This window comes from Streptomyces sp. NPDC047043, assembly GCF_040644055.1.
Classification (GTDB): Bacteria; Actinomycetota; Actinomycetes; order Streptomycetales; family Streptomycetaceae; genus Streptomyces.
Map to the genome: position 1 here is coordinate 23251 of NZ_JBEYVO010000008.1, position 23729 is coordinate 46979.

Consider the following 23729-nt stretch of genomic DNA (forward strand, 5'->3'; position numbering starts at 1 on the left):
GCGCGGCGGGAGCCGCGATGCCGTTACCGATCAGTCACCCGTAGGGTCGGGAGGGACGTACCGAGGCTGACGGAAGGGTTCAACACCATGGCGCAGGAAGTACGGGGTGTGATCGCACCGGGCAAGGGCGAGCCGGTGCGGGTGGAGACGATCGTCGTCCCGGATCCCGGTCCCGGCGAGGCCGTGGTGAAGATCCAGGCCTGCGGGGTGTGCCACACCGACCTGCACTACAAGCAGGGCGGCATCAGCGACGACTTCCCCTTCCTGCTCGGGCACGAGGCCGCGGGGGTGGTGGAGGCGGTCGGCGAGGGTGTCACCGATGTCGCGCCCGGTGACTTCGTGATCCTCAACTGGCGTGCGGTGTGCGGGCAGTGCCGGGCCTGTCTGCGGGGGCGGCCCTGGTACTGCTTCAACACCCACAACGCGAAGCAGAAGATGACTCTCGCCGCGACCGGCCAGGAGCTGTCCCCGGCGCTGGGCATCGGCGCGTTCGCGGAGAAGACCCTGGTCGCGGCCGGGCAGTGCACCAAGGTCGATGCGGGCGTGGCGCCGCAGGTGGCGGGTCTCTTGGGCTGCGGGGTGATGGCGGGCATCGGCGCGGCGATCAACACCGGCAGCGTCGGCCGCGGCGACACCGTCGCGGTGATCGGCTGCGGCGGGGTGGGCGATGCGGCCGTGGCCGGGGCGCGGCTGGCCGGCGCCGCGAAGATCATCGCGGTGGACATCGACGCGAACAAGCTGGCCAAGGCCCGCGAGATGGGCGCCACCCACACCGTCAACTCGCGTGAGACCGACCCGGTGGAGGCGATCCGCGAGCTGACCGGGGGCTTCGGCGCCGACGTGGTCATCGAGGCGGTCGGCCGCCCGGAGACCTACCGGCAGGCCTTCTACGCCCGTGACCTGGCCGGCACCGTCGTCCTGGTCGGGGTGCCGACCCCGGAGATGAAGCTGGAGCTGCCGCTGCTGGACGTGTTCGGGCGGGGCGGGGCGCTGAAGTCGTCCTGGTACGGCGACTGCCTGCCTTCGCGGGACTTCCCGATGCTGATCGACCTGCACCTGCAGGGCCGGCTGGATCTGGCCGCGTTCGTCACCGAGACCATCGAACTCGACGCGGTGGAGAAGGCGTTCGAGCGGATGCACCACGGCGACGTGCTGCGCTCGGTGGTGGTGCTGTGATGACCGCGCGGATCGAACGCCTGGTCACCTCGGGGCAGTTCAGCCTGGACGGCGGCACCTGGGACGTGGACAACAACGTGTGGCTCATCGGCGACGACCACGAGGTCATCGTGATCGACGCCGCGCACGACGCCGACGCCATCGCCGAGGCGGTCGGCGACCGGCGGCTGACGGCGATCGTGTGCACCCACGCCCACAACGACCACATCGACGCGGCACCCGCCCTCGCCGACCGCACCGGCGCCACCATCTGGCTGCACCCCGACGACCTGCCGTTGTGGAAGCAGACCCACCCCGACCGCGACCCCGACGCCCATCTGGTCGACGGCCAGGTCATCGAGGCGGCGGGGGCCGACCTGACGGTGATCCACACTCCCGGCCACGCGCCGGGCGCGGTCTGCCTCCACGACCCGGGCCTGGGCGTCGTCTTCACCGGAGACACCCTCTTCCAGGGCGGCCCCGGTGCCACCGGGCGGTCGTACTCGCACTTCCCGACCATCATCGACTCCATCCGCGACCGCCTGCTCACGCTCCCGCCCGAGACCAAAGTCCTTACCGGACACGGCGATCCGACCACCATCGGCATCGAGGCCCCGCACCTGGAGGAGTGGATCGCCCGCGGTCACTGAGGCCGGACCGCGGCGACGGGGCCGGAACCAGTCGGGCCGGAAAACCCGTGGTCAGGGGCGGGACCCGACCGTACGATCACGCCCCATGACCACCAACACGCTTGTGACCCTGCACGACGTACGCGTTCTGCGCCTGGCCTCCGACGGTCCGTCACTGGACGGCGAGAGCGCCGCGCTCGATCTGATCGGCGACGCGATGGGTCAGGACGCCGAGCTGGTCGCGGTGCCCGTCGAGCGGGTGGCCGACGAGTTCTTCCGGCTGCGGTCGGGGGTCGCGGGCGCGGTCATGCAGAAGTTCGTCAACTACCGGGTGCGCCTCGCCGTGGTGGGGGACGTGTCCTGGCACGTCACCGAGAGCACCGCCCTGCGCGACTTCGTCCACGAGACCAACCAGGGCAGCCAGGTGTGGATCCTCGCGGACTTCGACGAACTCGAGGCGAAACTCCGGCTCCACAACTGATCATCAGGGGAGTAAGCGTGAGACGTACCAATGTTCTTCTGGCAGCAGTGGCGGCCTTGGGGACGGTGGCGGCCGTGACCGGGACCGCCTCCGCGGCCGACGATGTGCTGCTGCCGCACCCCGGGCCGGACGGTCTGGTGTGGGTGCCCGAGCAGACGGGCGACGGCGGGGTGGTGTCGGCGGGAGCGAACCCGGGGCTGCCGACCGTGCTCACCGTGGCCTGCGAGGGCGGCGGCAGCGTGCAGGTGACGATGCGCTCGCAGGAAACACCGGTGGCCGACTTCTCCGTCGACTGCCCTGCCGGGACCGCCGACGTCGGCTCGGTGACCCTGGACCCGGGTGTGGTCCAGTGGGGATCCTTCTCCGTGGGCATCGACGCGTCGGCGGAGACGATCCGGTGGGCGCTGACGGTGACGCAGCCGGAGTGACACCACCCACCCGGACGCGGCCGTAGACCCATGAAGAAGACGCGCCCGTAAAGACGACAGAAGGTGTCCGGCTTACCCGGCAGTGTGAAGGCGACAACGCGTTCAACGGGAGGCCGGACATGTCACAGCCGCTGAAGGGCAAGGTCGCGCTGGTAGCCGGAGCGACACGCGGCGCGGGCCGCGGGATCGCCGTGGAGCTCGGCGCGGCCGGCGCCACCGTCTACGTCACCGGACGCAGCACCCACGCACAGCGCTCCGAGTACGACCGCCCCGAGACCATCGAGGACACCGCCGACCTCGTCACCGAGACGGGTGGCCGGGGCATCGCCGTCCCCACCGACCACCTCGAGCCCGCCCAGGTCCGCGCTCTCGTGGACCGCATCGCGGACGAGCAGGGCCGCCTCGACGTCCTCGTCAACGACATCTGGGGCGGTGAGAAGCTCTTCGAGTGGGACAGCCCCGTCTGGGAGCACGACCTCGACAACGGGCTCAGGCTGCTCCGGCTCGCCGTCGAGACCCACGCGATCACCTGTCACCACGCTCTGCCGCTGCTCCTGCGCCACCCCGGCGGACTGGTCGTGGAGATGACCGACGGCACGGACGACTACAACCGCGCGAACTACCGCAACTCCTTCTTCTACGACCTCGCCAAGTCCTCCGTCCTGCGCATGGCCTTCGCCCTCGGCCGTGAACTCGGCCCCCGCGGCGCCACCGCCGTCGCCCTGACCCCGGGCTGGCTGCGCTCGGAGATGATGCTCGACAACTTCGGCGTACGCGAGGACAACTGGCGCGACGCCCTCGACCGCGTCCCCCACTTCGCCATCTCCGAGACCCCGCGCTACGTCGGCCGGGCCGTCGCCGCCCTCGCCGCCGACCCGGAGGTGGCCCGCTGGAACGGAGACTCCCTCTCCAGCGGCTCCCTCGCCCAGGAGTACGGCTTCACGGACCTCGACGGCAGCCGACCGGACGCCTGGCGCTACGTCGTCGAGGTGCAGGACGCGGGGAAGCCGGCGGACACCACCGGCTATCGCTGAGGAGACACCGGGTCCGCGGCGGGGAGAGCCCAGCGTGCCGAGTGGCCGGGCGGGAGGCCGAGGTCTTCCCGTACGGCCGTGTAGTAGCCCTCACGCCCGACGCGCTGCCGCTCCAGCAAGGCCTGCCAGGCCTCCGGATCCCGTGTGCCCTCGCGCACGAACCGTTCCATCTCCATGGCCGTCATGACCCATGCCCGTGCCATGTCCACCACCGCGGGGCTGCCCAGCATGATCAGTGCCTCGCCCGACGGATCCCGGCCGGTGGTCGCCTCGGCCAGCAGCGGCCTGGCCTCGTCGAGGGCGAGGGGATCCGGGTGCGGATCGTTGCCGTGCTCGGCGGCGACCCGGTACGTCACCGTGACCGTCGCCTTCACCGACCGCGCGTAGTCGCCGTACACCGCCAGCCGTCTCTCCTCCCAGCGCGCCGCCTGCTCGCGCCGGAACCTCGCCCGGTCGCCCCGCACGACCGCCAGATACGAGCCCAGCGCACCGATGACGACACCGATGAGCGCGGGAAGTTGCTGTATGAACGCAGACATGAGCGCACCGTATCTGCCCGGTTGATCGTCCCGGGAGTAGGTTCGGCCCATGGCTGACACCAAGCGCTTCGAGGGATACGGGGTTCTCGTCACCGGCGCCGCCCGCGGCATCGGCGCCGCCGTCGCCCGGCGGCTCGCCGAGGAGGGGGCGCGGGTCCTGGTGACCGACGTCGATCCGCCCGAGGCGGAGAAGACCGCGGCCAGGCTGCGTGAACTGGGTCTCGCCGCCGAGGCGTTGGCGTGCGACGTGGCCGACCGGGCATCCGTGGAGGCGGCCGTCGCGCATGCCGTCGACGCGTTCGGCTCGCTGGAGGTCCTGGTCAACAGCGCCGCGCACTGCACCCCGGACACCCCGCTCTTCGAGGACGGCCCGGACGACGCCTGGGACCTCGACCTCGACATCACCCTGACCGGCACCTACCGCTGCTGCCGCGCCGCCCTCCCGCACCTGGCCGCCACCGGCCGTGGCGCCGTCGTCAACATCGGCTCGGTCAACGCCCTGCAGGACTTCGGCAACCACGCCTACAGCGCCGCGAAGGCCGGCCTCGGCTCCCTGACCCGCACCATGGCCGCGCATGTCGCCGCCCGCGGTGTCCGCGTCAACCTCGTGGTGCCGGGCACGGTGCGGACCTCGGCGTGGGAGGGCCGGGACGACGAGCTCGAGGCCATGCGCAGCCTCTATCCACTGGGCCGGGTCGGCGAACCGGACGACATCGCCGCCGCCGTGGCCTTCCTCGCCTCCCGCGACGCGTCCTGGATCACCGGCACCGCCCTCACGGTCGACGGCGGCGTCACCGCGGTGAACACGGGATTCCTAAGGGCCACCCGCCAGAACAGGGACGTCTGAGCACCTCTGCGGCAATGATCACGCTGTGACCTGCGGCACTGCGAATGTCACCGTTTCGTCGCATCGTGAGTGGGCCCTGCAACCGATCGCGCCGGATACCGGTCTAGCTGGCAGAGCTCGCAGATCAGACGTCCATTCCGCACGAAAGGCAAGGCCTGCCATGGGGGACATACGCAGACGGGGAGCCGTCGCGCTCGGCATCACCGGACTGGTGGCACCGCTCACGCTCGCACTGGGCACCGCACCCGCCCAGGCGGCCACGGGCTGCACCACGAGCACCGGGCCCTACCAGAAGCAGGTGGAGAAGTTCCTCGGCCTGCCGGTCGACGGAAAGCAGTCCGCCACCGACTGCAAGGCCATCAAGGCCTTCCAGACCAAGCACGGCATCACGCCGAACATCGGCTACGCCGGGTCCGTCACCTGGGGCGTGATGGATCTCATGAACAAGCAGAAGGCCGTCGGGAACAACCCCAACAAGGACGGCAAGTGCCCGACCAACAAGGGCCGCATCGCCTGCGTGAACCTCACCCTCCAGCTCAGCTGGATCCAGGACGGCAGCAGGCTCGTCTACGGCCCCGTCCCGGTCCGCACCGGCCGCGACGGCTACGAGACCCGCACCGGTCTGAAGAAGATCTACTGGCGGGACATCGACCACGTCTCGAACATCTACAACGTGCCGATGCCCTACAGCCAGTTCTTCGACGGCGGCCAGGCCTTCCACTCGGTCAGCCTCAGCATGTGGAACCCGCCGGGTTCGCACGGCTGCGTCAACATGACCTCGACCACGGCCAAGAAGTACTGGTCGCTGCTGAAGACGGGCGACGACGTCTTCGTGTACGGCCGCAAGCCGGGCACCTGACGCAGCGCAGGCACCCGGCTCGCGCCGGGCTGATCCGAGGGCCGGGCCCTACACCTCGGGGGCGTCCCCGAAGTCCGGGATCTCCAGCCTGGCCCCGCCCTGCCGTGCCGAATCGTGCGCGACGATGCCCGGCAGGGTGTAGCGGGCGGCCACCCATGCGTTCACCGACGGCAGCGACCGTGTGTTCACGGCGGTCACGAAGTCGTCGACCAGGAAATGGTGGCTGCCCTCGTGTCCGTTGTGCAGGTTGTCGAACTCCCGCGGCAGCCGCGCGCGGTCGTGCACCGGCGCCGATCCCGAGGTGAAGGCGGCCCGGAGTTCCGGCGCGATGTGCTGAAGTGACGGGTCGTCAGGAGACATGGTGGGCTTGGGCTCCAGCAGCTCGCTGATGTCCTGCACGCCCTTCTTGTCCTGCCACAGCGCGACCGTCGCGAGCTGCTCCATGCTCGCGTCGGTGCCGAAGAACCGGAAACGGGACTCCCGGATGTGCGAGGGATAGCCGACCCTCCGGAACTCGTTCGTACGGAACGAACCGCCGCCCGCCACCTCGAACAGTGCGGTCGCGTTGGAGAAGTCGTTGCCGAACTGGCTGACGTCCTTGTCGAAGACGCCGTCGCCGCGCTCGTCGACCACACCGATCGCCGACACACTCACCGCGTGCGTCTGCCAGGCGCCGAGCACACCGCCCACCGAGTGCGTGGGGTACAGCAGCGGGGGATAGCTGGCCGTCTGCTTCCAGTTCTCGCCGCCGCTGTACTGGTACGCCTCGTAGAACCCCAGATCCATGTCGTGGACGTAGTCGCCCTCGGCGTAGAAGATCCGCCCGAACGCGCCCGTGGCGATCTGGTTGCGGGCGTGCACGGTTGCCGGGTTGTACTGGCTGGTCTCGCCCATCATGTACGTCAGCCCGGTCGCCTTGACCGCGTCGATGATGGCGGCGATCTCCTCCGTGGCGATCGCCATGGGGACCGCGGAGTACACGTGCTTGCCCGCGTTCAGGCCCTGCAGGACCAGCGGTCCGTGGGTCCAGCGCTGTGTGAAGATGGCGACCGCGTCCACGGCCGGGGACTCCAGCATGGCCTCGTAGGAGGGGAAGGTGCCCGCCAACCCCTGTGCGGCGGCGAGTTGTTCGGCGCGCTCGGGCAGCAGGTCGGTGACGTAGACGTCGCCGACTCCGGGGTGGGCCTGGAACAGCGTGGCGAACTGGCCGGAGAACTGGCCGGCGCCGACGATGCCGAGGGAGAACGTCATGTAAGGCATGCCCTTCATGGGTCGAGTGACAGGTCGACTCACTGGTCGAGTATCAGGTTGATCTGGCTGTTGGTCTGGTTCAGGCTGCTCGCGGACTTGCCGTTGCCGTAGATGTCCTGCATGGCCGGGTGCATCAACGCAAACACGTCGGCCGCGTAGTTGGTGATCGGATAGGAGAAGGTGGTGAAGTCCCTCTTGTCGGCGACCGGCTTCGTGAAGGCCGTGACGTCGATGCCCTTCTTCTTGTACGCGGCCACTGCGGCTTTCGTACCGTCGGGCGTGGCCGGGAAGACGATGCCGTAACTGCCCACCGTCTTCTGGCACTCGTTCGACGCCAGGTACTGCACCCACTTCTTCGCGCCCGCCTTGTTGGTGGCGTTCTTGGTGACGGAGTCCGCGAGGCCGTTCATCATCGTGGCGCGCTTGCCCGTGGGACCCTCGGGGGTGAGCGCGGTGGCGATCTTCATGCCCTTGAAGCCGGCATACGTCGAGATCATCCACGCCCCGTCGAACGTGGCCGCCGCCTTGCCCGCCGCCACCTGCGCGTTGCCCGGACTGGACTGGGAGTTGTAGGCGGTGAAGGGCGCCATGTAGCCCTTCTTCGCCAGCCCGAAGTACCACTTGATGGCCGACTGGAAGGTCTTGGAGTCGTACTGGTACTTGGTGCCCCACCGCTTCTTGTCGGTGTAGCTCCAGCCCGCGGAGGCGGCGAAGTTGCTCCACTGCGTCTGCCCGTCGCCGTCACCGCCACCGTTGCTGGCCAGGCCGTAGGTCTTGACGTTGTTCTTGTCGAAGCCGGGTTCGTCGCCCCGCTTGCCGTTCTTGTCGACGGTCAGGTGCGCGATGGCCTTCTCGAAGGTGCCGCCGTCCTTGGGGTTCCAGGACAGGTCGTTCAGCTGCTCGGCGGTGAGGCCCGCGGCCTTGGCCGCCTTCTCGTTGTAGAAGAGGGCGACCGTGTCCCAGTCCTTGGGCGCGCCGTAGCGGTGGCCGTCCTGCCCGATCCAGTTGGCGGCGAGGCCGGGCTGGTAGGCGGAGTCGTCGATGTCCAGGTCGTCCAGCGGCTCCAGCACCTTCAGGTCCGCGAACTGGCCGAACTTCTGGATGTGGTCGGTGAACACGTCCGGCTGGGTGCCGGCGATGAAGCTCGCGGTGAGCTTGGTCCAGTAGTCGTCCCAGCCCATCTGCGTGATCTTCACCTTCAGGCCCGGATTCTGCCTCTCGAACCCCTTCGCACAGGCCTGGTAGGCGGGCAGCTGGTTGGCGTCCCACAGCCAGTACGTCACCGTGTTCGCCGACGACCCGGTGCCCCCGCCCTTCGCGCAGCCGCTCACCAGGGACAGCGCCAGTGCTCCGGTCAGTGCCGCGACCGTACGCATCCGAACTCGCATGTCCGTCCCCTTACTTGATGCCGGTGAAGCTGATGGAGCCGACGATGCGGCGCGCGAAGAACCCGAACAGCACGAGCATCGGCAGGGCCGCGATGAGCGTCGCCGCCATCAGGCCCGACCAGTCGGTGCCGGTCTGCGGGGTCTGCGCCCGGAAGATGGCCAGCGCCACGGTGAGCACGCGCGAGCTGTCGCTGTACGACACCATCAGCGGCCAGAAGTAGTCGTTCCAGGCGGTGATGTACGTCAGTACGGCCAGCGTCAGGATCGGCGTGGACGCCATCGGCAGCAGCACCCGGAAGAAGATCCGTACCTTGCCCGCGCCGTCGAGCAGCGCCGCCTCCTCCACCTCGGAGGGGATGTTCATGAAGAACTGGCGCAGGAAGAACACCGCGAACGGTGTCATGAACATCGTCGGCAGGGCGATCCCCAACAGCGTGTCCACCAGGCCGAGTTGCTTGATGAGCACGAAGTTCGGCAGCAGGGTGAAGATGGTCGGCACCATCAGCCCGGCCAGGAACAGCCCGAACACCTTGTCCCGGCCGCGCCAGCGCAGCCGTGCGAAGGCGTACGCGGCCATCGAGGAGAAGAAGATCTGGCAGACGGTGATCAGTGTCGAGACGATCACCGAGTTGAGCAGATAGCGCCAGAACTTCAGCCCGCCGCCCGCACCGCCCTGAGCGATCGCCTCCTTGGTCGACTGCAGACCGAGCGCCCGCTCGAAACCGCCGGCCGTCACATCGACCGGCAGCGGGTCGCCGGGGTGGGCGGCCAGACCGCTGTTGGCGGACAGTGCGGTGCGCAGGATCCAGTAGAACGGCAGCAGGGTGACGAGCACGATCGCGGCCATCGCCGCCCAGGCCACGACCCGTCCGAAGGAGGGCCGGCGCCTGGCGGGCCGTACGTGTGTCGTTGCAGTGGTGGTCACGGCAGCCATGTCGGTGTCTCCCTTCCGTCAGCCGAGATCGCTCTGGCCGGCCCGGGTGAGCCGGTACTGCAGGACGGTGATCGCGCTCAGCACGACGAGCAGGGCCACGGACATCGCCGAGGCATAGCCGAACTGGAAGCGGCCGAACGCGGCGCCGTAGATGTAGAACTGCAGGACGTTGGTGGCGTTCGCCGGACCGCCCGCGGTCGTCACGGCGACCGTGTCGAACACCTGGAACGAACCGATCACCGTCATGATCAGCACCACTGCGAGCACCGGCCGAAGCAGCGGCATCGTGATCCGCCAGAACATCCGCCACTCGCTCGCGCCGTCCACCTTGGCGGCCTCGTACACGTCGTTCGGGATGGCCTGCAGTCCGGCGAACAGCAGGAGCGCGGTGTACCCGACGTGCCTCCACACGTTGATCAGCGCGATCGTCGGGATGGCCCAGGTCTCGTCCGCCAGGAAGGGGATGTGGTCGAACCCGATCGCCGAGATGATCTCGTTGCCGATGCCCAGCTGGGTGTCCAGGATCCACAGCCAGACGATGCCGGCCACGACGTTCGACATCAGATACGGCGTGAGCACGATCCCGCGCAGCACGGCCGACTGCGTCAACCGCTGCAGCAGCACGGCGATCGCGAGGGCGGAGACCGTCTGGATGCCGATGTTGATGACCACGTACTCGACGGTGACCTTCAACGAGTCCCAGAAGATGGGGTCGTGGACCATCCGCACGTAGTTGTCGAACCCCACCCACTCCGCCGGAGTGAGCAGGTTGAAGCGGGTGAAGCTCAAGTAGATGCCCCGCAGCGTCGGCCAGAGCAGGAAGACCGTGAAGCCCAGCAGCGCCGGTGCGATGAACACCGCGGCCAGCCGCCCGTCGCCTCCGCTCTCACGGGCCTTGGCCCGTCGTCCGGTCCTCTGTTTGCTGCCCGCCCCTTCGGCGCTGCTCAGTGGCAGACGCGACGGAGGGCTGCTGGAGGCGATGGTCATCGGGAGACTCCCTCGTCTGCGGCGGCTCGTCCTCGGGCCACTTACTTTTGATGCGAAAGAATCGAGTCGTCAAGAGGCCTGCAAGCATCTTTTGCGGGGCGCGTTGAGCTCGCTACTCTGACCTGGTTGCTTTTATGGCGAAAGAAATCATGTGGGAGTCTGACCTTCATGACCACAGTTGCCGCCAGTTGGCTTCCGTTGAGCCCCGGAGAGCGCTCGGTGGCGATCGAGGTGCTCTTGGGCGGCCCGCTGTCGCGCACCGAACTCGCCCGACGGCTCGACCTGTCCCAGGGCAGTCTCACCCGGCTCACCAAACCGCTGATCGAGTCGGGCCTGCTGATCGAGGTCACCGAGGCCGGCACCCCGGCGGAGGTGCGCCAGGGACGCCCCTCGCAGCCGCTCGACGTCGTCGCCGAGTCCCGCTCCTTCATCGGCTACAAGATCACCGACGACATGGTCTACGGCGTCGTCACCACCCTCCGCAGCGACATCGTCGCCCGCTACGACCGCCCGCTGACCAGCCATGATCCGGCCGAAGTCGCCGACCTGCTCGCGGAGATGACGGACGAGCTCGCCCGTGCGCACCCGCGTCTCGCCGGTATCGGCATCGGCGTGGGCGGCCTGGTCGAGGACCGTGCCGTGGTGGGGGAGTCACCCTTCCTGCACTGGCGGGACGTCCCGCTGGCCGGGCTCGTCGAGGAGCGGACCGGGCTGCCGGTGGTCGTCGAGAACGATGTCGCCGCGCTCGTGGAGGCCGAGACCTGGTTCGGGGCCGGCCGCGGGCTGGACCGCTTCGTCGTCCTCACCATCGGCGCCGGCATCGGCTACGGCCTGGTCCTGGGCGGCAAGCGGGTGTCCTGCGCCGAGGAGGACCGCGGCTTCGGCCGCCACTGGATCGTCAACCCCGCCGGGCCGCTCACCCCCGAGGGGGAACGCGGCAGCGCCGTCTCGCTGCTGACCATCTCCAGTATCCGCTACCAGATCCGGGCCGCCACCGGCCGCGACCACGGCTACGAGGAGATCCTCGCCCAGGCCGCCGCCGGTGAGCCCATGCCGGCTCGCGTCATCGACGAGGCGGCGCGCGCCCTGGGCACACTCGTCGCCCAGATCGCCAACTTCGCCATGCCGCAGAAGATCCTGCTCGCGGGCGAGGGGGTCGGGCTGATGGACGTGGCCGGGAACACAGTGCAGGAGACGATCCGGACGAACCGGCATCCGATGGCCGCCCCGGTCGCCCTGGAGACCAAGGTGTCCGACTTTCACGACTGGGCCCGCGGCGCCGCCGTCCTGGCCATCCAGGTGCTGGTCCTGGGGGCAGTGGAAGCGTGAACTAACCGACGGATCTTGACGCATGGACGTGATCAGCAACACGTCCGATAGGCCCGATTCGTGTCAGCTTACTCACAGCGCCTTCACCCCCGGAGCCGTATGCTTCACAACATGTCCACCACTGTTGAACCCCGCTCCGATCGCTCGGCGGCCGAGGTCAACGAGGAGATCCGGGCCCTGTGGCGCCGGTCGGGCGGGACACTGAGCGGCGAGCAGCGCGAGGAGTACCAGCGCCTCGTCCTGGAGTGGGCCGCCGCGGCCCCGCAGCCCGCGCGGGCCGCCTGAGAGTTCCGGCTGAGGCCCGCCGCCGTGCATCGGCGCCCCGCTCCGGGGCACCCCTGACCGGATGGGCCCTCTCCTCGCACTGGCCTCGGCCGTCTGCTACGGCATCGTCGACTTCGCCGGCGGGCTGTTGTCCCGTCGCGCGCCCCACACCTCGATCACCTTCCTCGGCCAACTCGGCGGCCTGGTCCTCGCCTGCGCCGCCGGGCTCCTTGTGACTGCCGGCACCGTGCGCGCATCCGACCTGTGCTGGGGTGCCCTGTCCGGCGTCGGCAGCGGCACCGCCATGCACTTCCTCAACCGCGGGCTGAGCCGCGGCGCGATGAGCGTCGTCGTGCCGGTCAGCGCGGTGACCGGTGTCGCCCTGTCCGTGCTGTGCGGGGTGCTCGCCCTCGGCGACCGCCCGGGCGTCCTGGCCTGGGCGGGCATCGTGGTCACCGTGCCCGCGCTCTGGCTCGTCGCCGGCGGCGGGGGATCGGACCGGGAGGGTGCCGGCGGTGAGGTACGGGACGGGCTGCTCGCCAGCGCGGGCGTCGCCGTGCAGTACGTCGCACTCGGGCTGGCGGGGCCGGCCGCCGGACTGTGGCCCGTGGCTGCCGGCCGCGTCGCCGCCGTACTCGTGCTGCTGCCCGCCGCGATGCGGCACGGACGGCGCCTGAGGCTGCCGGGAGGGCTCACCGCCCAGGCGCTGCTCGTCGGGGCCGGGGCCGCCCTCGGGCTGATCCTCTACCTGCTCGCCGCCCAGCGGCAGTTGCTCGCTGTCGCCGTGGTCCTCGCCTCGCTCTACCCGGCGCTCCCCGTCGTCCTCGGCCTCGCCCTGCTGCACGAGCGGGTCACCCGGTGGCAGACGGCCGGGCTGCTGGGCGCGGCGGCGGCCACGGTCCTGCTGACGCTCGGCTGAGGGCTCAGCCCCAAGTCGCCGAGTAGTAGCGCCGGTACGCCTTGCGGTCCTGTTCGGCGCGGATGTAGCGGGTGGCCACCAGGGCGAGCAGGCTGCCTCCGATGACCAGCATCCCGGGACCGATGTTCCTGGGATTCGTCAGCCGGGCCAGCAGGGTCGAGCCGTCGGCGATCCCCGTCACGGGGGCGGAGGAACCGGGGGACGTGGAGCCCGGTGCGATCGCGCTGTGCGTGGCGGAGGCGGACGGCGCGGGCGACGGCGAGGAGCTCTGCCCGGCGGCTGCCTGCTTCGACACGATCATCTGGACGCCGAGCGCCTGCATCGCCTTCGTCACCGGCTGGAAGAACGTCGTGCCGCCCGAAGTGCAGTCCCCGCTGCCGCCCGAGGTCACGCCCAGCGCGATGCCGTCGGAGAACATCGGGCCGCCGCTGTCGCCGGGTTCGGCGCACACATTCGTCTCGATGAGGCCGGTGACGGTGCCCTCCGGGTAGTTGACGGTGGCGTCGAGCCCCTTGACCTCGCCGTCGTGCAGCCCGCTGGTGCTGCCGCTGCGGAACACGCGCTGTCCGACGGCCGGATCACCGACGCCCGTGATGCGCACCCCGTTGCCGTTGCCGATGGCCACGATGTCGGCGCCCTGGCCGGCCGAGCCGCTCGCGTACTGGACCAGGGAGAAGTCGCTGCCGGGGAAGTTCTGCTGGACCGTCTTGCCCAGCTGCTGGTTGCCCTGGTTGTCCGCGAACCAGGTCGACCCGGTGGGTCCGCAGTGCCCGGCGGTGAGGATGAAGTCGCTCTGCCCGTTGGTCACGTTGAAGCCCGCCGAGCAGCGCCCGCCGGTCGACAGGATCGGCTGCGCGCCGTTGAGGCGGGTCGTGAACTTGCCCTGTGTGCGCTCCATACGGACGTAGGAGCCGATGCCGCTCGCGACCTTGGTCATGCTCGACCAGTCGCCGGCCGAGACGGTGCTGTCGGCCTGCACCACCACCTGGTTCGTTCGGTAGTCCATCACCCAGGCCGTGCCGGCCACCCGGGGTGCCGAGCGCAGCGTCTTGGTGGCGGCCTTCAGCTCGTTCATGCTGTGGCCGACCATCTTCGCCTCGACGCCCGCACGCTCGACCTCGGCCGCCGCCTGCTTGTCGGTCACCGCGACGACCGGACGCCCGTCGGCGCCGATCCAGGTGCCCGCCGTACGGGAGGTGCCGAGCTGGGAGACCAGCGTGGCGCCGGGGTTGTCCGAGGTCCCCGAGGCACTGAACGGCAGCGCGGAGGTGCCGGGGGTCTCGCTCGCCATGGCGGCCTGCGTGACCATCGCTCCTCCGAGGAGAAGGCCGCCGACGGCCGCCAGCCGCGTCACTCGCCGGACGATCCGTCGTCGTGCGTGCCTCATGCATGACTCCCGTACCCGAACGCGCGGTTCAACACCGCGGGGCACTCCGGTCGTTGAGGGCCCTCTCTCCATACGTGTGCGGGGGCGTCCGCGTTCAGTGAACGGACGATCTTCTACCTCTTGCGGCCCACTCCGCCGTGGATGGCCACTACCGGCACGTCCGAATGCTCCGCCCGCCAGTGCGAGCACGACACCACGCCGGGCTCCAGCAGCTCCAGTCCGTCGAAGAACCGGGCGACATCCTCGGGGGTGCGCTGGGTCAGCCTCGGCGTGCCGTGCTCGTTCCAGAACCGGACCGCCTCGTCCACCTCGGGCAGTGCCGGACTCGTGATGGTGTGGGACAGCACGAGATGACTGCCGGACGGCAGCGCGTCCATGAGCCGCCGCACCACGCCGTACGGGTCCTCTTCGTCGCCGAGGAAGATGACCACCCCGAGCAGCATCAGCGCGACCGGCCGGCTGAGGTCCAGCGTTTCGGCGGCACGCTCCAGGATCGCCTCGGGCTCGCGCAGATCCGCGTCCAGATGGTCCGTACGGCCCTCGGGCGTGCTGGTGAGCAGCGCGCGGGCGTGGGCCAGGACCAGCGGGTCGTTGTCGACGTAGACGACCCTGGTGTCCGGGGCCAGCCGCTGGGCGACCTCGTGCGTGTTGTCGGCGGTGGGCAGCCCGGTGCCTATGTCGAGGAACTGCCGTATGCCGGCGTCGGCGACGAGATGATGCACGGCGCGTCCCAGGAACAGCCGGTCGGCGAGGGCGTACTCGCCGATGCCCGGGTGCAGTTCGCGGATCCGGTCACCGGCGACCCGGTCGACCTCGTAGTAGTCCCCGCCGCCCAGCCAGTAGTTCCAGATCCGCGCCGTGTGCGGGCGCAGTGTGTCGATGCGTCTGCGCAGTGCCGCGGCGGGTTCTTCCGTGGCTGCCGGTTTCTCCGTCACGGGCTCAGCTCCTGGAGTGCCTGGTGGTGCGATCGTACGACGACAACCGGCAATCTAGACGGCGGAGTTGATGTCTGCCGAGGGTGCGGAGCGGGTGTTTTCTCCCCGGTTTCCTCCCCCGAGCAGCGCCCAGCCGGCCTCGTCGCCCCACACGGACGCCGTATCCACGTACGGGCGCAGCAGAGCGGTCAGTGCCGGGTCCGCCCGGCGGTTCAGTTCGTCGGAGGCGAGCTTGCGGGCGATCCCGGCGAGGAAGTCGGCCAGCTGCACCCGCGGATCGAGCCGTGCCTGCACGAGCCGCATGCCGTCGAGCCCGATTCCGGACAGCCGTGCCGTCTCCTCGATCCAGGCGATGCGCTCCGGCGTCAGCATGTTCTGCCGGTCGTGCACCAGATGGACGGGACGGCCGTCCGCACTCCAGTAGGCGGCGGTTCTGAGGATGGCGGGCAGCAGCGGATTGAGCACCGGAACCAGGGTCGGACCTGCGAGAATCGCGGCCCGGTAGGAATCGGCACGGGAACGGGTCGCCGCCAGCCTTTCCAGGACCGGGGCGACATCCGTACCGGAATGCGCGCGCCGCAAGTCGTCCACCGTACGGAAGAAGACGTCTGCGGGCTGCGACGGTTCCCCGTCGTTCCTGACGCGCAGAAGCTGATTGGCCGCCTCCAGGAATTCCTGCCATTGCTCGTCCCCGAATACCCGCCGCCCCTCCCGGAACAGCACCAGGGCCGGGGCACTCTCACCGAGCAGCAGATCGGTCGCCCGGTCCACGACGAAGAACGCCTTCTCCGTCAGATGCACATGGGCGGCCCCGTGCATGGGCCCCTCGGGCGCGAGCAGCCATTCCAGCACTGCCCGATGCTTCTCCCGCAGCAGATGATTGGCCTTGTACTCCGACGCGGGCGAGCGAATGCGGTCCCGGACCTCCTGTACATGTCCGGCCGCGGAATCGACGGGCAGCCGCACACTGGCGTGCGCGAACACATCGGTGTTCCCGCCGGTGAGATTCTCGCCGTCCGACCCCGACTCGTCGCAGCCGACTTCCAGGACGTTCCAGGTCACACCACAGCCCCCTATCTTGTGCCCCATGACCAGCATCCCGCACGACACGTCCGGTGAACCGAATCCCCTGCGCGCACTCTCCCTCGACCGCCTGCGATGTCGTACGAGCATGAAATGGCGCACCTATCCGGCCGATGTGCTGCCGCTGTGGGTGGCCGAAATGGACGTACCCCTCGCCGAACCCGTCGTCACCGCAGTCAACCAGGCACTCGAGTCCGGGGACACCGGATATCCCGCGGGCACCGCCTATGCCGAGGCGCTGGCCGGCTTCGCGGACAAGCGGTGGGGGTGGGGCGGGCTCGCGGTGGAGCGCACCGCGATCGTGCCGGACGTCATGCTCGGCGTCGTCGAGATGCTGAAGCTGGTCACCGGGCACGGGGACCCGGTGGTCGTCAACTCGCCTGTGTATCCGCCGTTCTTCCAGTTCGTCGGGCACATGGACCGGCAGGTCCTCGAAGCCCCGCTCGGTGCTGACCTGCGCATCGACTTCGGCACGCTGGAGGCCACCTTCCAGCAGGCCGTCGCGGGCGGCCGCCGGGCCGCCTACCTGCTGTGCAGCCCGCACAACCCGACCGGCACCGTGCACACCGCCGAGGAACTGGCAGCCGTCGCCGCCCTCGCCGACCGGTACGGCGTGCGCGTCGTCGCCGACGAGATCCATGCGCCGCTGACCGCCGCGGGCGTCGACTTCGTGCCGTACCTGAGCGTCACCGGCGCGGAGAGCGGCCTGTCCCTCATGTCCGCGTCGAAGGCGTGGAACCTGGCCGGGCTCAAGGCTGCGCTCGCGATCGCGGGCCCCGAGGCCGCCGCCGACCTCGCCCGGCTGCCCGAGGAGGTCAGCCATGGGCCCAGCCACGTCGGTGTCATCGCCCACACCGCGGCCCTGCGGGACGGTACCGACTGGCTCGATGCGCTGCTGGCCGGCCTCGACGACAACCGGCGCCTGCTCACCGACCTGCTCGCCGAACACCTCCCCGCCCTCACCCACCGGCCGGGCGAGGGCACGTACTTCGCCTGGCTCGACTGCCGCACGCTCGGTCTGGGCGACGATCCCGCCGAGGTCTTCCTGGAACGCGGGCGGGTGGCGCTGAACTCCGGGATCCCCTTCGGGACGGGCGGGGCAGGACACGCGCGCCTGAACCTCGCGACCTCGCCCGAGGTGCTCACGGAGGGCGTACGGCGGATGGCGGCGGCGCTCGGCTGAGCGGGACGGACGTCATGGACGCCGGGGGTCGGGTGTCATGGACACGTGACAGCGCTGCATGATGGCCCCATGCGCGTGCTGATGCCCGTCCCCGACCACGACTTCGACGTCACCGAGGTCGCCGTGCCCTGGCGGCTGCTCACCGACGCCGGGCACGAGGTCGTCTTTGCCACCGAGCGTGCCGGCACCCGGCTCGCGGCCGATCCCCGCCTGCTGACCGGTGTCTTGTTCGGGCAGCTCGGTGCGGAGGACGAGCCGAAACAGTTCTACGAACAGCTCACCGCGGCCCCGGAATTCACCGCCACCGTCGCCTGGGCCGACGTGGACATGACGGCGTACGACGGACTGCTGCTGCCGGGCGGACACGCGCCCGGCATGCGGCAGTACCTCGGATCCGCCGACCTGCAGCAACAGGTGGCCCGGTTCTGGGCGCTCGGCCGGCCGGTCGGCGCGATCTGCCATGGCGTGCTGGTCCTGGCCCGCACCCAGGACCCCGGCACCGGCCGCAGCGTCCTGGCCGACCGCCGCACCACCTGCCTGCCCAAGTACATGGAACGCACCGCCTACGTCACCACCGCCTGGCGCCTCGGCCGCTACTACCGCACCTACCCGGCATACGTCGAGGAAGAAGTGCGCTCCGCCCTCGCCGATCCGGCCGCCCAGTTCGAACGCGGCCCCCGCGTCCTCACCCGGCGCGGCACCGAGACCGACGACACCCACGCCTTCGTCGTTCAGGACGGCACCTACGTGTCGGCGCGCTGGCCAGGCGACGCCTACCTCTTCGCCCGCCGCTACCTCGAACTCCTCGGGAAGCCGATGGATGCCTAGACTTCCGCCATGGACGACACGTCGCTGGAGCGGCTCGGGGCGGGCAAGTACGTGCTGATCACCAGCTATCGCAAGAACGGCACCCCGGTCGCCACCCCGGTCTGGGTGGTGCGGGACGGCGGCACGCTCGGTGTGTGGACGGTCGCCGACTCCTGGAAGGTCAAGCGGATCCGGGCGCGCGGCGACATCCTCGTCGGCCCCTGCGACCTGCGCGGCAACCCGACCGGCGCCCAGCTGCCCGCGAGCGCCGAGATCACCGACGAGGCCACCGTCGCCCGCTACCGCAAGCTGATCGCGCGCAAGTACGGCATCGTCGGCCGGCTGACCCTTCTCGGCAGCCGACTGCGCCGGGGGCTGAAGGGGACCGTGGGCATCCGCGTGACCCCGGACCCGACCGCATGACGAACCGCGCGGCCCTCCGAGGAGAACCGCGCGGTCGTCACACCTTCCGATCCCGGCCTACGACGCGTCCAGCACCGTGCCGCTCAGCACGGGCCCGCCCGGCTGCGGATTCCCGTTGTCGTCGGTCAGCTGGAAGCGGACGGACTCGGCGGGCTCGGCCACCTGGTCCTTGACCGTGGGCAGGTTCACCTCCGCGCTCAGCTTCCCCGCGGGTACCTCCGCGAACAGGGCCAGGTACTTCACCTGGGACAGCGGCCGCTCCGGATCGGGCTTCTCACCCGAGACGGAGTCGAGCCACGCCGGGTCGACGTCCTTCGTGGACAGCTCCGGACCACCGGTGACCGGCTGGACGACGAAGTACGGATAGATGTCCACGTCCGCGGCCTCGGACAGCGTCACCTTCCACTTCAGGGGCTGTCCCTCGGTCACCCGGTCCGCCACCGGCGTCACGCCGACCGTCGGCATGGGGTCGTCGTTCTCCACGGTGACCCCGCCGCGGTACGAGCCGATCACCGCGCCCCGCACGGCCTTGACCAGCACCGTGTTGTCGACGTCGTAGGAGAAGCGCGTGTTGCCCTTCACCTGCACCGGTACGTCGATGTCGTGGCCGCCCGGACGCACCGTGACCAGGTGCTGTTCCGTCTTGCCGGTGGCCGGGTCGACGACGTACACCCGCACCTGCCCGCTGCCCTGCCCGGACACCTGCACCGGCACCTGGTACGTACGGACGCCCGAGTCGCCCTCCTTGACCGTCGTACGGCCGACGTCGACGCGCGGCAGCGCGGCCTCCCGCACCGCCGGGGTGCCCGGGCGCCAGCCCCAGGCGTCCATCAGCCAGGCCCGTCCCTTGGTCGAACGCGGCGTCAGTTCGAGGGACTTGACGTGCTTGAGGTCGAGTCCGGCACGAGCCGCAGCGGTCAGCGGGACGCGGACTTCCCGCGCCCAGTAGGAGGCCGTCTGCCCGGTGCCCGGCAGCCCGTCGACCCGGACGCGGCCGAGGGTGGCCCGCTTGCCGTGAGTGTCGGTGAGGGACACGTCGAGCTTGGTGCCGGTCGAGTTGGGCGGCACGATCACCCGCAGCGAAAGGCCCTTGGAACCGGTCAGTCCGACCGGGGTCCCCGGACGCAGCGTCACGGCGGAACCGGGCGCCGACCAGTTCAGCGCGACCGCGCGGCGGCCGACCTCGCGTTCCGTGTCCCACTGCGCGAAGTGCGGGGAGGCCCCCTTCACCCCGGATCCGAGGCAGGCCACGTGGTCGTCCGGGTCCACGGCCGAGCACAGCCGTCCTCCGGTCACCGTGAACTCGCCGTCCGGCAGGAAACCACCGCCGCGGTTCGCGCCGACCGCGTGGGTGAGCACACGCGCCGGGTCGGCCGACGGTGCCCGCCTGCCCGAGCCGTCGAGCAGCGGCCGTACCCGGTCGTCACCGGCGACGAACAGCCGCGCCGCCGCCGCGATGTACGTGCTGCCGGCCTTGTGCTGCTGGTTCGCGGTCAGCCGGGTCGCGGTGCCCGGCGAGCACACCGGGTCGCGGTGCTCGGGGTCGTTGTAGAAGTCGTCGTCCGAGGGCGCCTGGGCCTGCCCCGGAGTCCACTCCGTGTTGAAGAAGTTGTGGTTCGCGCCGATCACGTACACGGCGCTGTGCAGGGCCTTGCCGTTGCTGACCGAGCGGGTGCCGTCGACGAACACCTCGCCCTGGAGGTCGGACACGTCGCCGTCGCAGCCCGGCAGGATCGTCGCCGAGGGCACGTCCGCGACCGGATTCTGGCCGAAGATCGTCGGTCCGATCAGGACGGTGCCGCGGATGTGCCAGCGCACCGGCCCGTGGTAGCCGTCCTGCGCGGCCGGCGGCGGGTAGAGGCTGTCCATGGCCGCGCGGTTCACGCCCTCGCCGCCCCGCGAGTGGCCGACGAGCAGCACGCGGGACAGGTCCGCCTTCGGGGCGTTGCGTACGACCGCGGGTGCCGAGGCCGGGTTGGCGGCCCAGTCGGCCCAGCGGGCCAGGTGCTGCCGTACCAGCGAGGAGCGGGCCTGGGCACCGCCGTCCTCGGCCGCGTAGTCCTGGGCGTTGATGCCGTTGGCGGAGATCGACACGGTCACATAGCCCTGGGAGGCCAGGAGTTGCTGGTCGCGCAGATAGCCCCGGTAGCTGGGGATCGACTTCGTGCCGGTGGGGCAGGGCCAGTCGCCGGTGACGTCGTCGCCCTTGTAGCAGGTGGCGTGGCGGCCGTGCAGGAACAGCGCGAGCGGCCGCTGCCCGGTGGCGCCCTTCGGTGCGACCACGACGGCGCGCATCTCGACCGGCTCGGGGAAGCCGGGCAGCTTCACCGGGTCGAGGTCGTACTCGCCGGTGGCCGTGCGGTACGAGCCCGGCTTGCCCGGGTCGACGGAGTTCGCCGGGAGCTGCGCGGGCGGCTGCGCCGCTGCCGCCGCACTCCGGCCGCCCGGCGTCTCGGTGCGGCCTGCGGCGTCCAACTGCCGCCCACCCGCGCGTACATGAAGATCCGTCAGTTTGCCTGCCGTCCGGACCCGTTCGAGGTCGAGGCGGTACGTACGCCCGTCCTTTCCGGGCGTCGGGTGGCCGAGCAGCCGGTCCCCGGCGTAGAAGTCGACGCGCGCGTCCCCCATCGCGACCGGCGCCGTCGAGCGCCAGACGAGCTGCCGTGCGTCACCTTCCCCGGTGATCCGCCAGCCCGGCGGAAGACCGCCGTTGTTGTCGTCGGCCGCTGCCGTCGGTCTGGCGTCCGACGGCGGTGCCGCCTGTGCCAGCCCTGGCGATCCCCCCGCCATCGCGAGCACCGCCGCAGCGGTGACCCATATTCGCCGGGCACGGAACAAGGTTGCCCTCCTCAAGTCATGAGCACAGGCGCCCCGTTGGTCAGCGGGGGCCTCTTGCGTCTCGGAGGACGGCAACGGGAGTCTGTGGGTTGCCTGTGTCCGGGCAACCGGCGGGCGTCCGGGGCGCGATCAGGCCAACCCGGCCGAGGAGGCATGCACGCGCCGACTCGGGGATAGGGCACCCGCATGAGCCGAACCCCGTTGCGCGCCGCGATCGTCGGCACCGGCCACCGTGCCCAGACCTTCACCCGCGGCCTCGCCGCACGCCCCGGCCACCGCGTGGCCGCCCTGTGCGACCCGAACCCGACCCGAATGGCCTTCCACAACAGGCTGTTGACCGCCGCCGGCGAACCCGCCGCCACGACCTGGGAGCCGGACGGCTTCGCCGAGCTGCTCGCCAAGGAGGACATCGACGAGGTCGTCGTCACCACCGTCGACGCGGCCCACGACCGCTACATCGTCCCGGCCCTGCAGGCGGGCTGCCGCGTGGTCACCGAGAAGCCGATGACCGTGGACGCGGCCCGCTGCGCCCGCATCCTCGACACGGTGCGGGCCACCGGCAACTCCCTGACCGTCGCGTTCAATTACCGCTTCAACCCGGTCCACGAGAGGGTGCGCGCCCTGCTCGCCGACGGCGCGATCGGCGAGATCCTCTCCGTCCACTTCGAGTGGGTCCTCGACGTGCGCCACGGCGCCGACTACTTCCGCCGCTGGCACCGCGAGAAGATCAACAGCGGCGGCCTGATGGTCCACAAGTCCAGCCACCACTTCGACCTGGTCAACTGGTGGCTCGCCGACGAGCCGCACGAGGTGTTCGGCTACGGACGGCTCGGCTTCTACGGCCGTGCCGCGGGCGAACGCCACGGACTGCGCCGGGACTACGACCGTGCCCACGGCGCCGAACCGGCCGCCGACGACCCCTTCGCGCTGGACCTGGCCGCCAACGACACCCTGCGCGCCCTCTACCTCGACGCCGAGCAGGACGACGGCTACCTCCGCGACCGCAACGTCTTCGGCGGCCCGGTCACCATCGAGGACGACATGGCGGTCCTGGTCCGCTACTCGCGCGGGGCGACGATGACGTACCACCTCACCGCCTACTCCCCGTGGGAGGGGTACCGGGTCATGTTCAACGGCAGCGCCGGCCGCCTGGAGTTGGAGGTCGAGGAGAGCCGCTGGGCGCAGCCGCAGACCCGCATCGCCTCGGACAGCGGCGCCGTGCACGGCGACACGGCCGCGGAACACGCGGGCGGCGCCCGGCTCGCCCTGCGCACGCTGTGGCGGCCGCCGGTCGAGGTCCCGCTCGACGTCGCCCACGAGGCCCACGGCGGGGGAGACCCCCGCATGCTCGACGCCCTGTTCGGACCCGTGGACTCCGGTACGGCGGACACGGGCGGGGCGGATCAGGGCGGGGCCGCGCATCCCACGGCCACCGAACGCGACGGCGCCCTGGCCCTGGCGGTGGGGCTCGCCGCCAACCGGTGCTTCGACACCGGGCGTCCCGTGGCCGTACGGGATGTGGTGCCCGGGGTGGGGGAGCGTCAGGTCCAGGCGCGGTAGGGCTCGTCGACCAGCTGGAAGACCGGCTCGCCGCGGACCGGGTCCTTGGCCGTCGACAGCCGTACCCGGTCACCGCTGTGGATGCCGATCGGCGGGCCCATGACCCGACCCCGTACGACGAAGCCCTCGGCCATCTCGACGAGCGACACATTGCGTGCGGCCGGGGTGTTGCGGTGCACGATCGTCGAGTGGCGGACCGTGCCCACGCCCTCGCTGCGCTCCGTACGCAGGTCGCCGCCCTGGCAGACCGGACACAGCAGCCGGTGGTACATGGCGGTGCCGCACCAGGTGCAGCGCTGGAAGAGGATGGCGTCCGATTCGGACTTCGCGGCGTCCAGCAGTCCCGTCGCGGAGCCGGCTGCCTCACGAACAACGCTTCCTGAGTGGTGGTACACGCTGGTCAACTCCCTGCGCTCGGCCGGAATCCCGCGTGCGCGGGTGCCCGTGCACGCACGTGCGCGGTTCACCG

The 23729-nt window shown here is 70.4% G+C and carries 24 protein-coding genes; 14 read left to right on the forward strand and 10 right to left on the reverse strand.

The genetic code is table 11. The features are described 5' to 3' along the window. The first annotated feature begins 87 nt into the window (after positions 1-87). From ABZ880_RS13880 to ABZ880_RS13900, 5 genes are all read left to right on the forward strand, one after another. Positions 88-1176 (forward strand): S-(hydroxymethyl)mycothiol dehydrogenase, encoded by a 1089-nt coding sequence (locus ABZ880_RS13880; protein ID WP_361261122.1) that lies wholly within the window; start codon positions 88-90, stop codon positions 1174-1176. Continuing rightward, entirely contained in the window at positions 1176-1805 is a 630-nt protein-coding gene (locus tag ABZ880_RS13885; protein ID WP_361261124.1) for an MBL fold metallo-hydrolase, read from the forward strand. The genes ABZ880_RS13880 and ABZ880_RS13885 overlap by 1 nt, the downstream gene beginning before the upstream one ends. A gap of 85 nt (positions 1806-1890) precedes the next feature. Next, the gene (locus tag ABZ880_RS13890) at positions 1891-2265 is read left to right on the forward strand and encodes a DUF4180 domain-containing protein (protein ID WP_361261126.1); all 375 of its coding nucleotides are present in this window, start codon (positions 1891-1893) and stop codon (positions 2263-2265) included. 17 nt (positions 2266-2282) lie between these two features. Then, on the forward strand, positions 2283-2693 hold the full coding sequence (locus ABZ880_RS13895) for a hypothetical protein (RefSeq protein ID WP_361261128.1): 411 nt from the start codon (positions 2283-2285) through the stop codon (positions 2691-2693). A 119-nt stretch (positions 2694-2812) separates the two neighbouring features. Then, the gene (locus ABZ880_RS13900) at positions 2813-3727 is read left to right on the forward strand and encodes an SDR family oxidoreductase (protein WP_361261130.1); all 915 of its coding nucleotides are present in this window, start codon (positions 2813-2815) and stop codon (positions 3725-3727) included. On the opposite strand, the gene ABZ880_RS13905 is transcribed toward ABZ880_RS13900, so the two are convergent. Further along, complete coding sequence (locus ABZ880_RS13905; RefSeq protein ID WP_361261132.1) at positions 3718-4266, reverse strand: hypothetical protein; 549 nt, start codon at positions 4264-4266, stop codon at positions 3718-3720. The two genes, ABZ880_RS13900 and ABZ880_RS13905, sit on opposite strands and share 10 nt — an antisense overlap. A gap of 49 nt (positions 4267-4315) precedes the next feature. Here ABZ880_RS13905 and ABZ880_RS13910 point away from each other — a divergent pair, with 49 nt between their 5' ends. Further along, positions 4316-5113 carry an SDR family NAD(P)-dependent oxidoreductase gene (locus ABZ880_RS13910; RefSeq protein ID WP_361261134.1) on the forward strand — a complete coding sequence of 266 codons (798 nt, stop codon included), beginning with the start codon at positions 4316-4318 and terminating at the stop codon, positions 5111-5113. Positions 5114-5273: 160 nt separating this feature from the next. Beyond that, entirely contained in the window at positions 5274-5972 is a 699-nt protein-coding gene (locus ABZ880_RS13915) for a L,D-transpeptidase family protein (RefSeq protein WP_361261136.1), read from the forward strand. A gap of 48 nt (positions 5973-6020) precedes the next feature. On the opposite strand, the gene ABZ880_RS13920 is transcribed toward ABZ880_RS13915, so the two are convergent. From ABZ880_RS13920 to ABZ880_RS13935, 4 genes are read right to left on the reverse strand one after another with little or no spacing between them, the layout of a single operon-like run. Then, entirely contained in the window at positions 6021-7223 is a 1203-nt protein-coding gene (locus ABZ880_RS13920) for a Gfo/Idh/MocA family oxidoreductase (RefSeq protein WP_361261804.1), read from the reverse strand. 38 nt (positions 7224-7261) lie between these two features. Beyond that, a complete protein-coding gene (locus ABZ880_RS13925) occupies positions 7262-8611 on the reverse strand; it encodes a sugar ABC transporter substrate-binding protein (protein WP_361261138.1) in 1350 nt (449 codons plus the stop codon). A gap of 10 nt (positions 8612-8621) precedes the next feature. Next, complete coding sequence (locus tag ABZ880_RS13930; protein ID WP_361261140.1) at positions 8622-9545, reverse strand: carbohydrate ABC transporter permease; 924 nt, start codon at positions 9543-9545, stop codon at positions 8622-8624. An 18-nt stretch (positions 9546-9563) separates the two neighbouring features. After that, complete coding sequence (locus ABZ880_RS13935; protein ID WP_361261142.1) at positions 9564-10532, reverse strand: sugar ABC transporter permease; 969 nt, start codon at positions 10530-10532, stop codon at positions 9564-9566. Positions 10533-10700: 168 nt separating this feature from the next. On the opposite strand from ABZ880_RS13935, the gene ABZ880_RS13940 reads away from it, so the two are divergent. The 3 genes from ABZ880_RS13940 to ABZ880_RS13950 all read left to right on the forward strand — a co-directional run bounded on the left by ABZ880_RS13940 (position 10701) and on the right by ABZ880_RS13950 (position 13044). Continuing rightward, positions 10701-11861: an ROK family transcriptional regulator gene (locus tag ABZ880_RS13940; protein WP_361261144.1), complete on the forward strand. Its 1161-nt coding sequence runs from the start codon at positions 10701-10703 to the stop codon at positions 11859-11861. Between the two features lie 99 nt (positions 11862-11960). Then, positions 11961-12146, forward strand: coding sequence for a hypothetical protein (locus ABZ880_RS13945; protein WP_361261146.1), 186 nt, complete (start codon positions 11961-11963; stop codon positions 12144-12146). Positions 12147-12207: 61 nt separating this feature from the next. Then, complete coding sequence (locus ABZ880_RS13950) at positions 12208-13044, forward strand: EamA family transporter (RefSeq protein WP_361261147.1); 837 nt, start codon at positions 12208-12210, stop codon at positions 13042-13044. Between the two features lie 4 nt (positions 13045-13048). On the opposite strand, the gene ABZ880_RS13955 is transcribed toward ABZ880_RS13950, so the two are convergent. From ABZ880_RS13955 to ABZ880_RS13965, 3 genes are all read right to left on the reverse strand, one after another. After that, entirely contained in the window at positions 13049-14431 is a 1383-nt protein-coding gene (locus tag ABZ880_RS13955) for a S1 family peptidase (RefSeq protein ID WP_361261149.1), read from the reverse strand. A gap of 113 nt (positions 14432-14544) precedes the next feature. Further along, positions 14545-15366, reverse strand: a complete 822-nt coding sequence (locus tag ABZ880_RS13960) for an SAM-dependent methyltransferase (RefSeq protein ID WP_361261151.1) — start codon at positions 15364-15366, stop codon at positions 14545-14547. Positions 15367-15420: 54 nt separating this feature from the next. Then, a complete protein-coding gene (locus ABZ880_RS13965) occupies positions 15421-16428 on the reverse strand; it encodes a hypothetical protein (RefSeq protein ID WP_361261153.1) in 1008 nt (335 codons plus the stop codon). A 25-nt stretch (positions 16429-16453) separates the two neighbouring features. On the opposite strand from ABZ880_RS13965, the gene ABZ880_RS13970 reads away from it, so the two are divergent. The 3 genes from ABZ880_RS13970 (at position 16454) to ABZ880_RS13980 (ending at position 18862) form a co-directional block, all read left to right on the forward strand. Beyond that, positions 16454-17632 (forward strand): aminotransferase class I/II-fold pyridoxal phosphate-dependent enzyme, encoded by a 1179-nt coding sequence (locus ABZ880_RS13970; protein WP_361261155.1) that lies wholly within the window; start codon positions 16454-16456, stop codon positions 17630-17632. A gap of 69 nt (positions 17633-17701) precedes the next feature. Beyond that, positions 17702-18460: a type 1 glutamine amidotransferase domain-containing protein gene (locus ABZ880_RS13975; protein ID WP_361261157.1), complete on the forward strand. Its 759-nt coding sequence runs from the start codon at positions 17702-17704 to the stop codon at positions 18458-18460. Positions 18461-18469: 9 nt separating this feature from the next. Next, complete coding sequence (locus tag ABZ880_RS13980) at positions 18470-18862, forward strand: PPOX class F420-dependent oxidoreductase (protein WP_361261159.1); 393 nt, start codon at positions 18470-18472, stop codon at positions 18860-18862. Between the two features lie 57 nt (positions 18863-18919). On the opposite strand, the gene ABZ880_RS13985 is transcribed toward ABZ880_RS13980, so the two are convergent. Then, positions 18920-21700 (reverse strand): hypothetical protein, encoded by a 2781-nt coding sequence (locus ABZ880_RS13985; protein ID WP_361261160.1) that lies wholly within the window; start codon positions 21698-21700, stop codon positions 18920-18922. 186 nt (positions 21701-21886) lie between these two features. Here ABZ880_RS13985 and ABZ880_RS13990 point away from each other — a divergent pair, with 186 nt between their 5' ends. Beyond that, the gene (locus ABZ880_RS13990; protein WP_361261162.1) at positions 21887-23260 is read left to right on the forward strand and encodes a Gfo/Idh/MocA family oxidoreductase; all 1374 of its coding nucleotides are present in this window, start codon (positions 21887-21889) and stop codon (positions 23258-23260) included. On the opposite strand, the gene ABZ880_RS13995 is transcribed toward ABZ880_RS13990, so the two are convergent. Then, positions 23242-23655: a zinc ribbon domain-containing protein gene (locus ABZ880_RS13995; protein WP_361261807.1), complete on the reverse strand. Its 414-nt coding sequence runs from the start codon at positions 23653-23655 to the stop codon at positions 23242-23244. The two genes, ABZ880_RS13990 and ABZ880_RS13995, sit on opposite strands and share 19 nt — an antisense overlap. Positions 23656-23729: the final 74 nt, after the last annotated feature.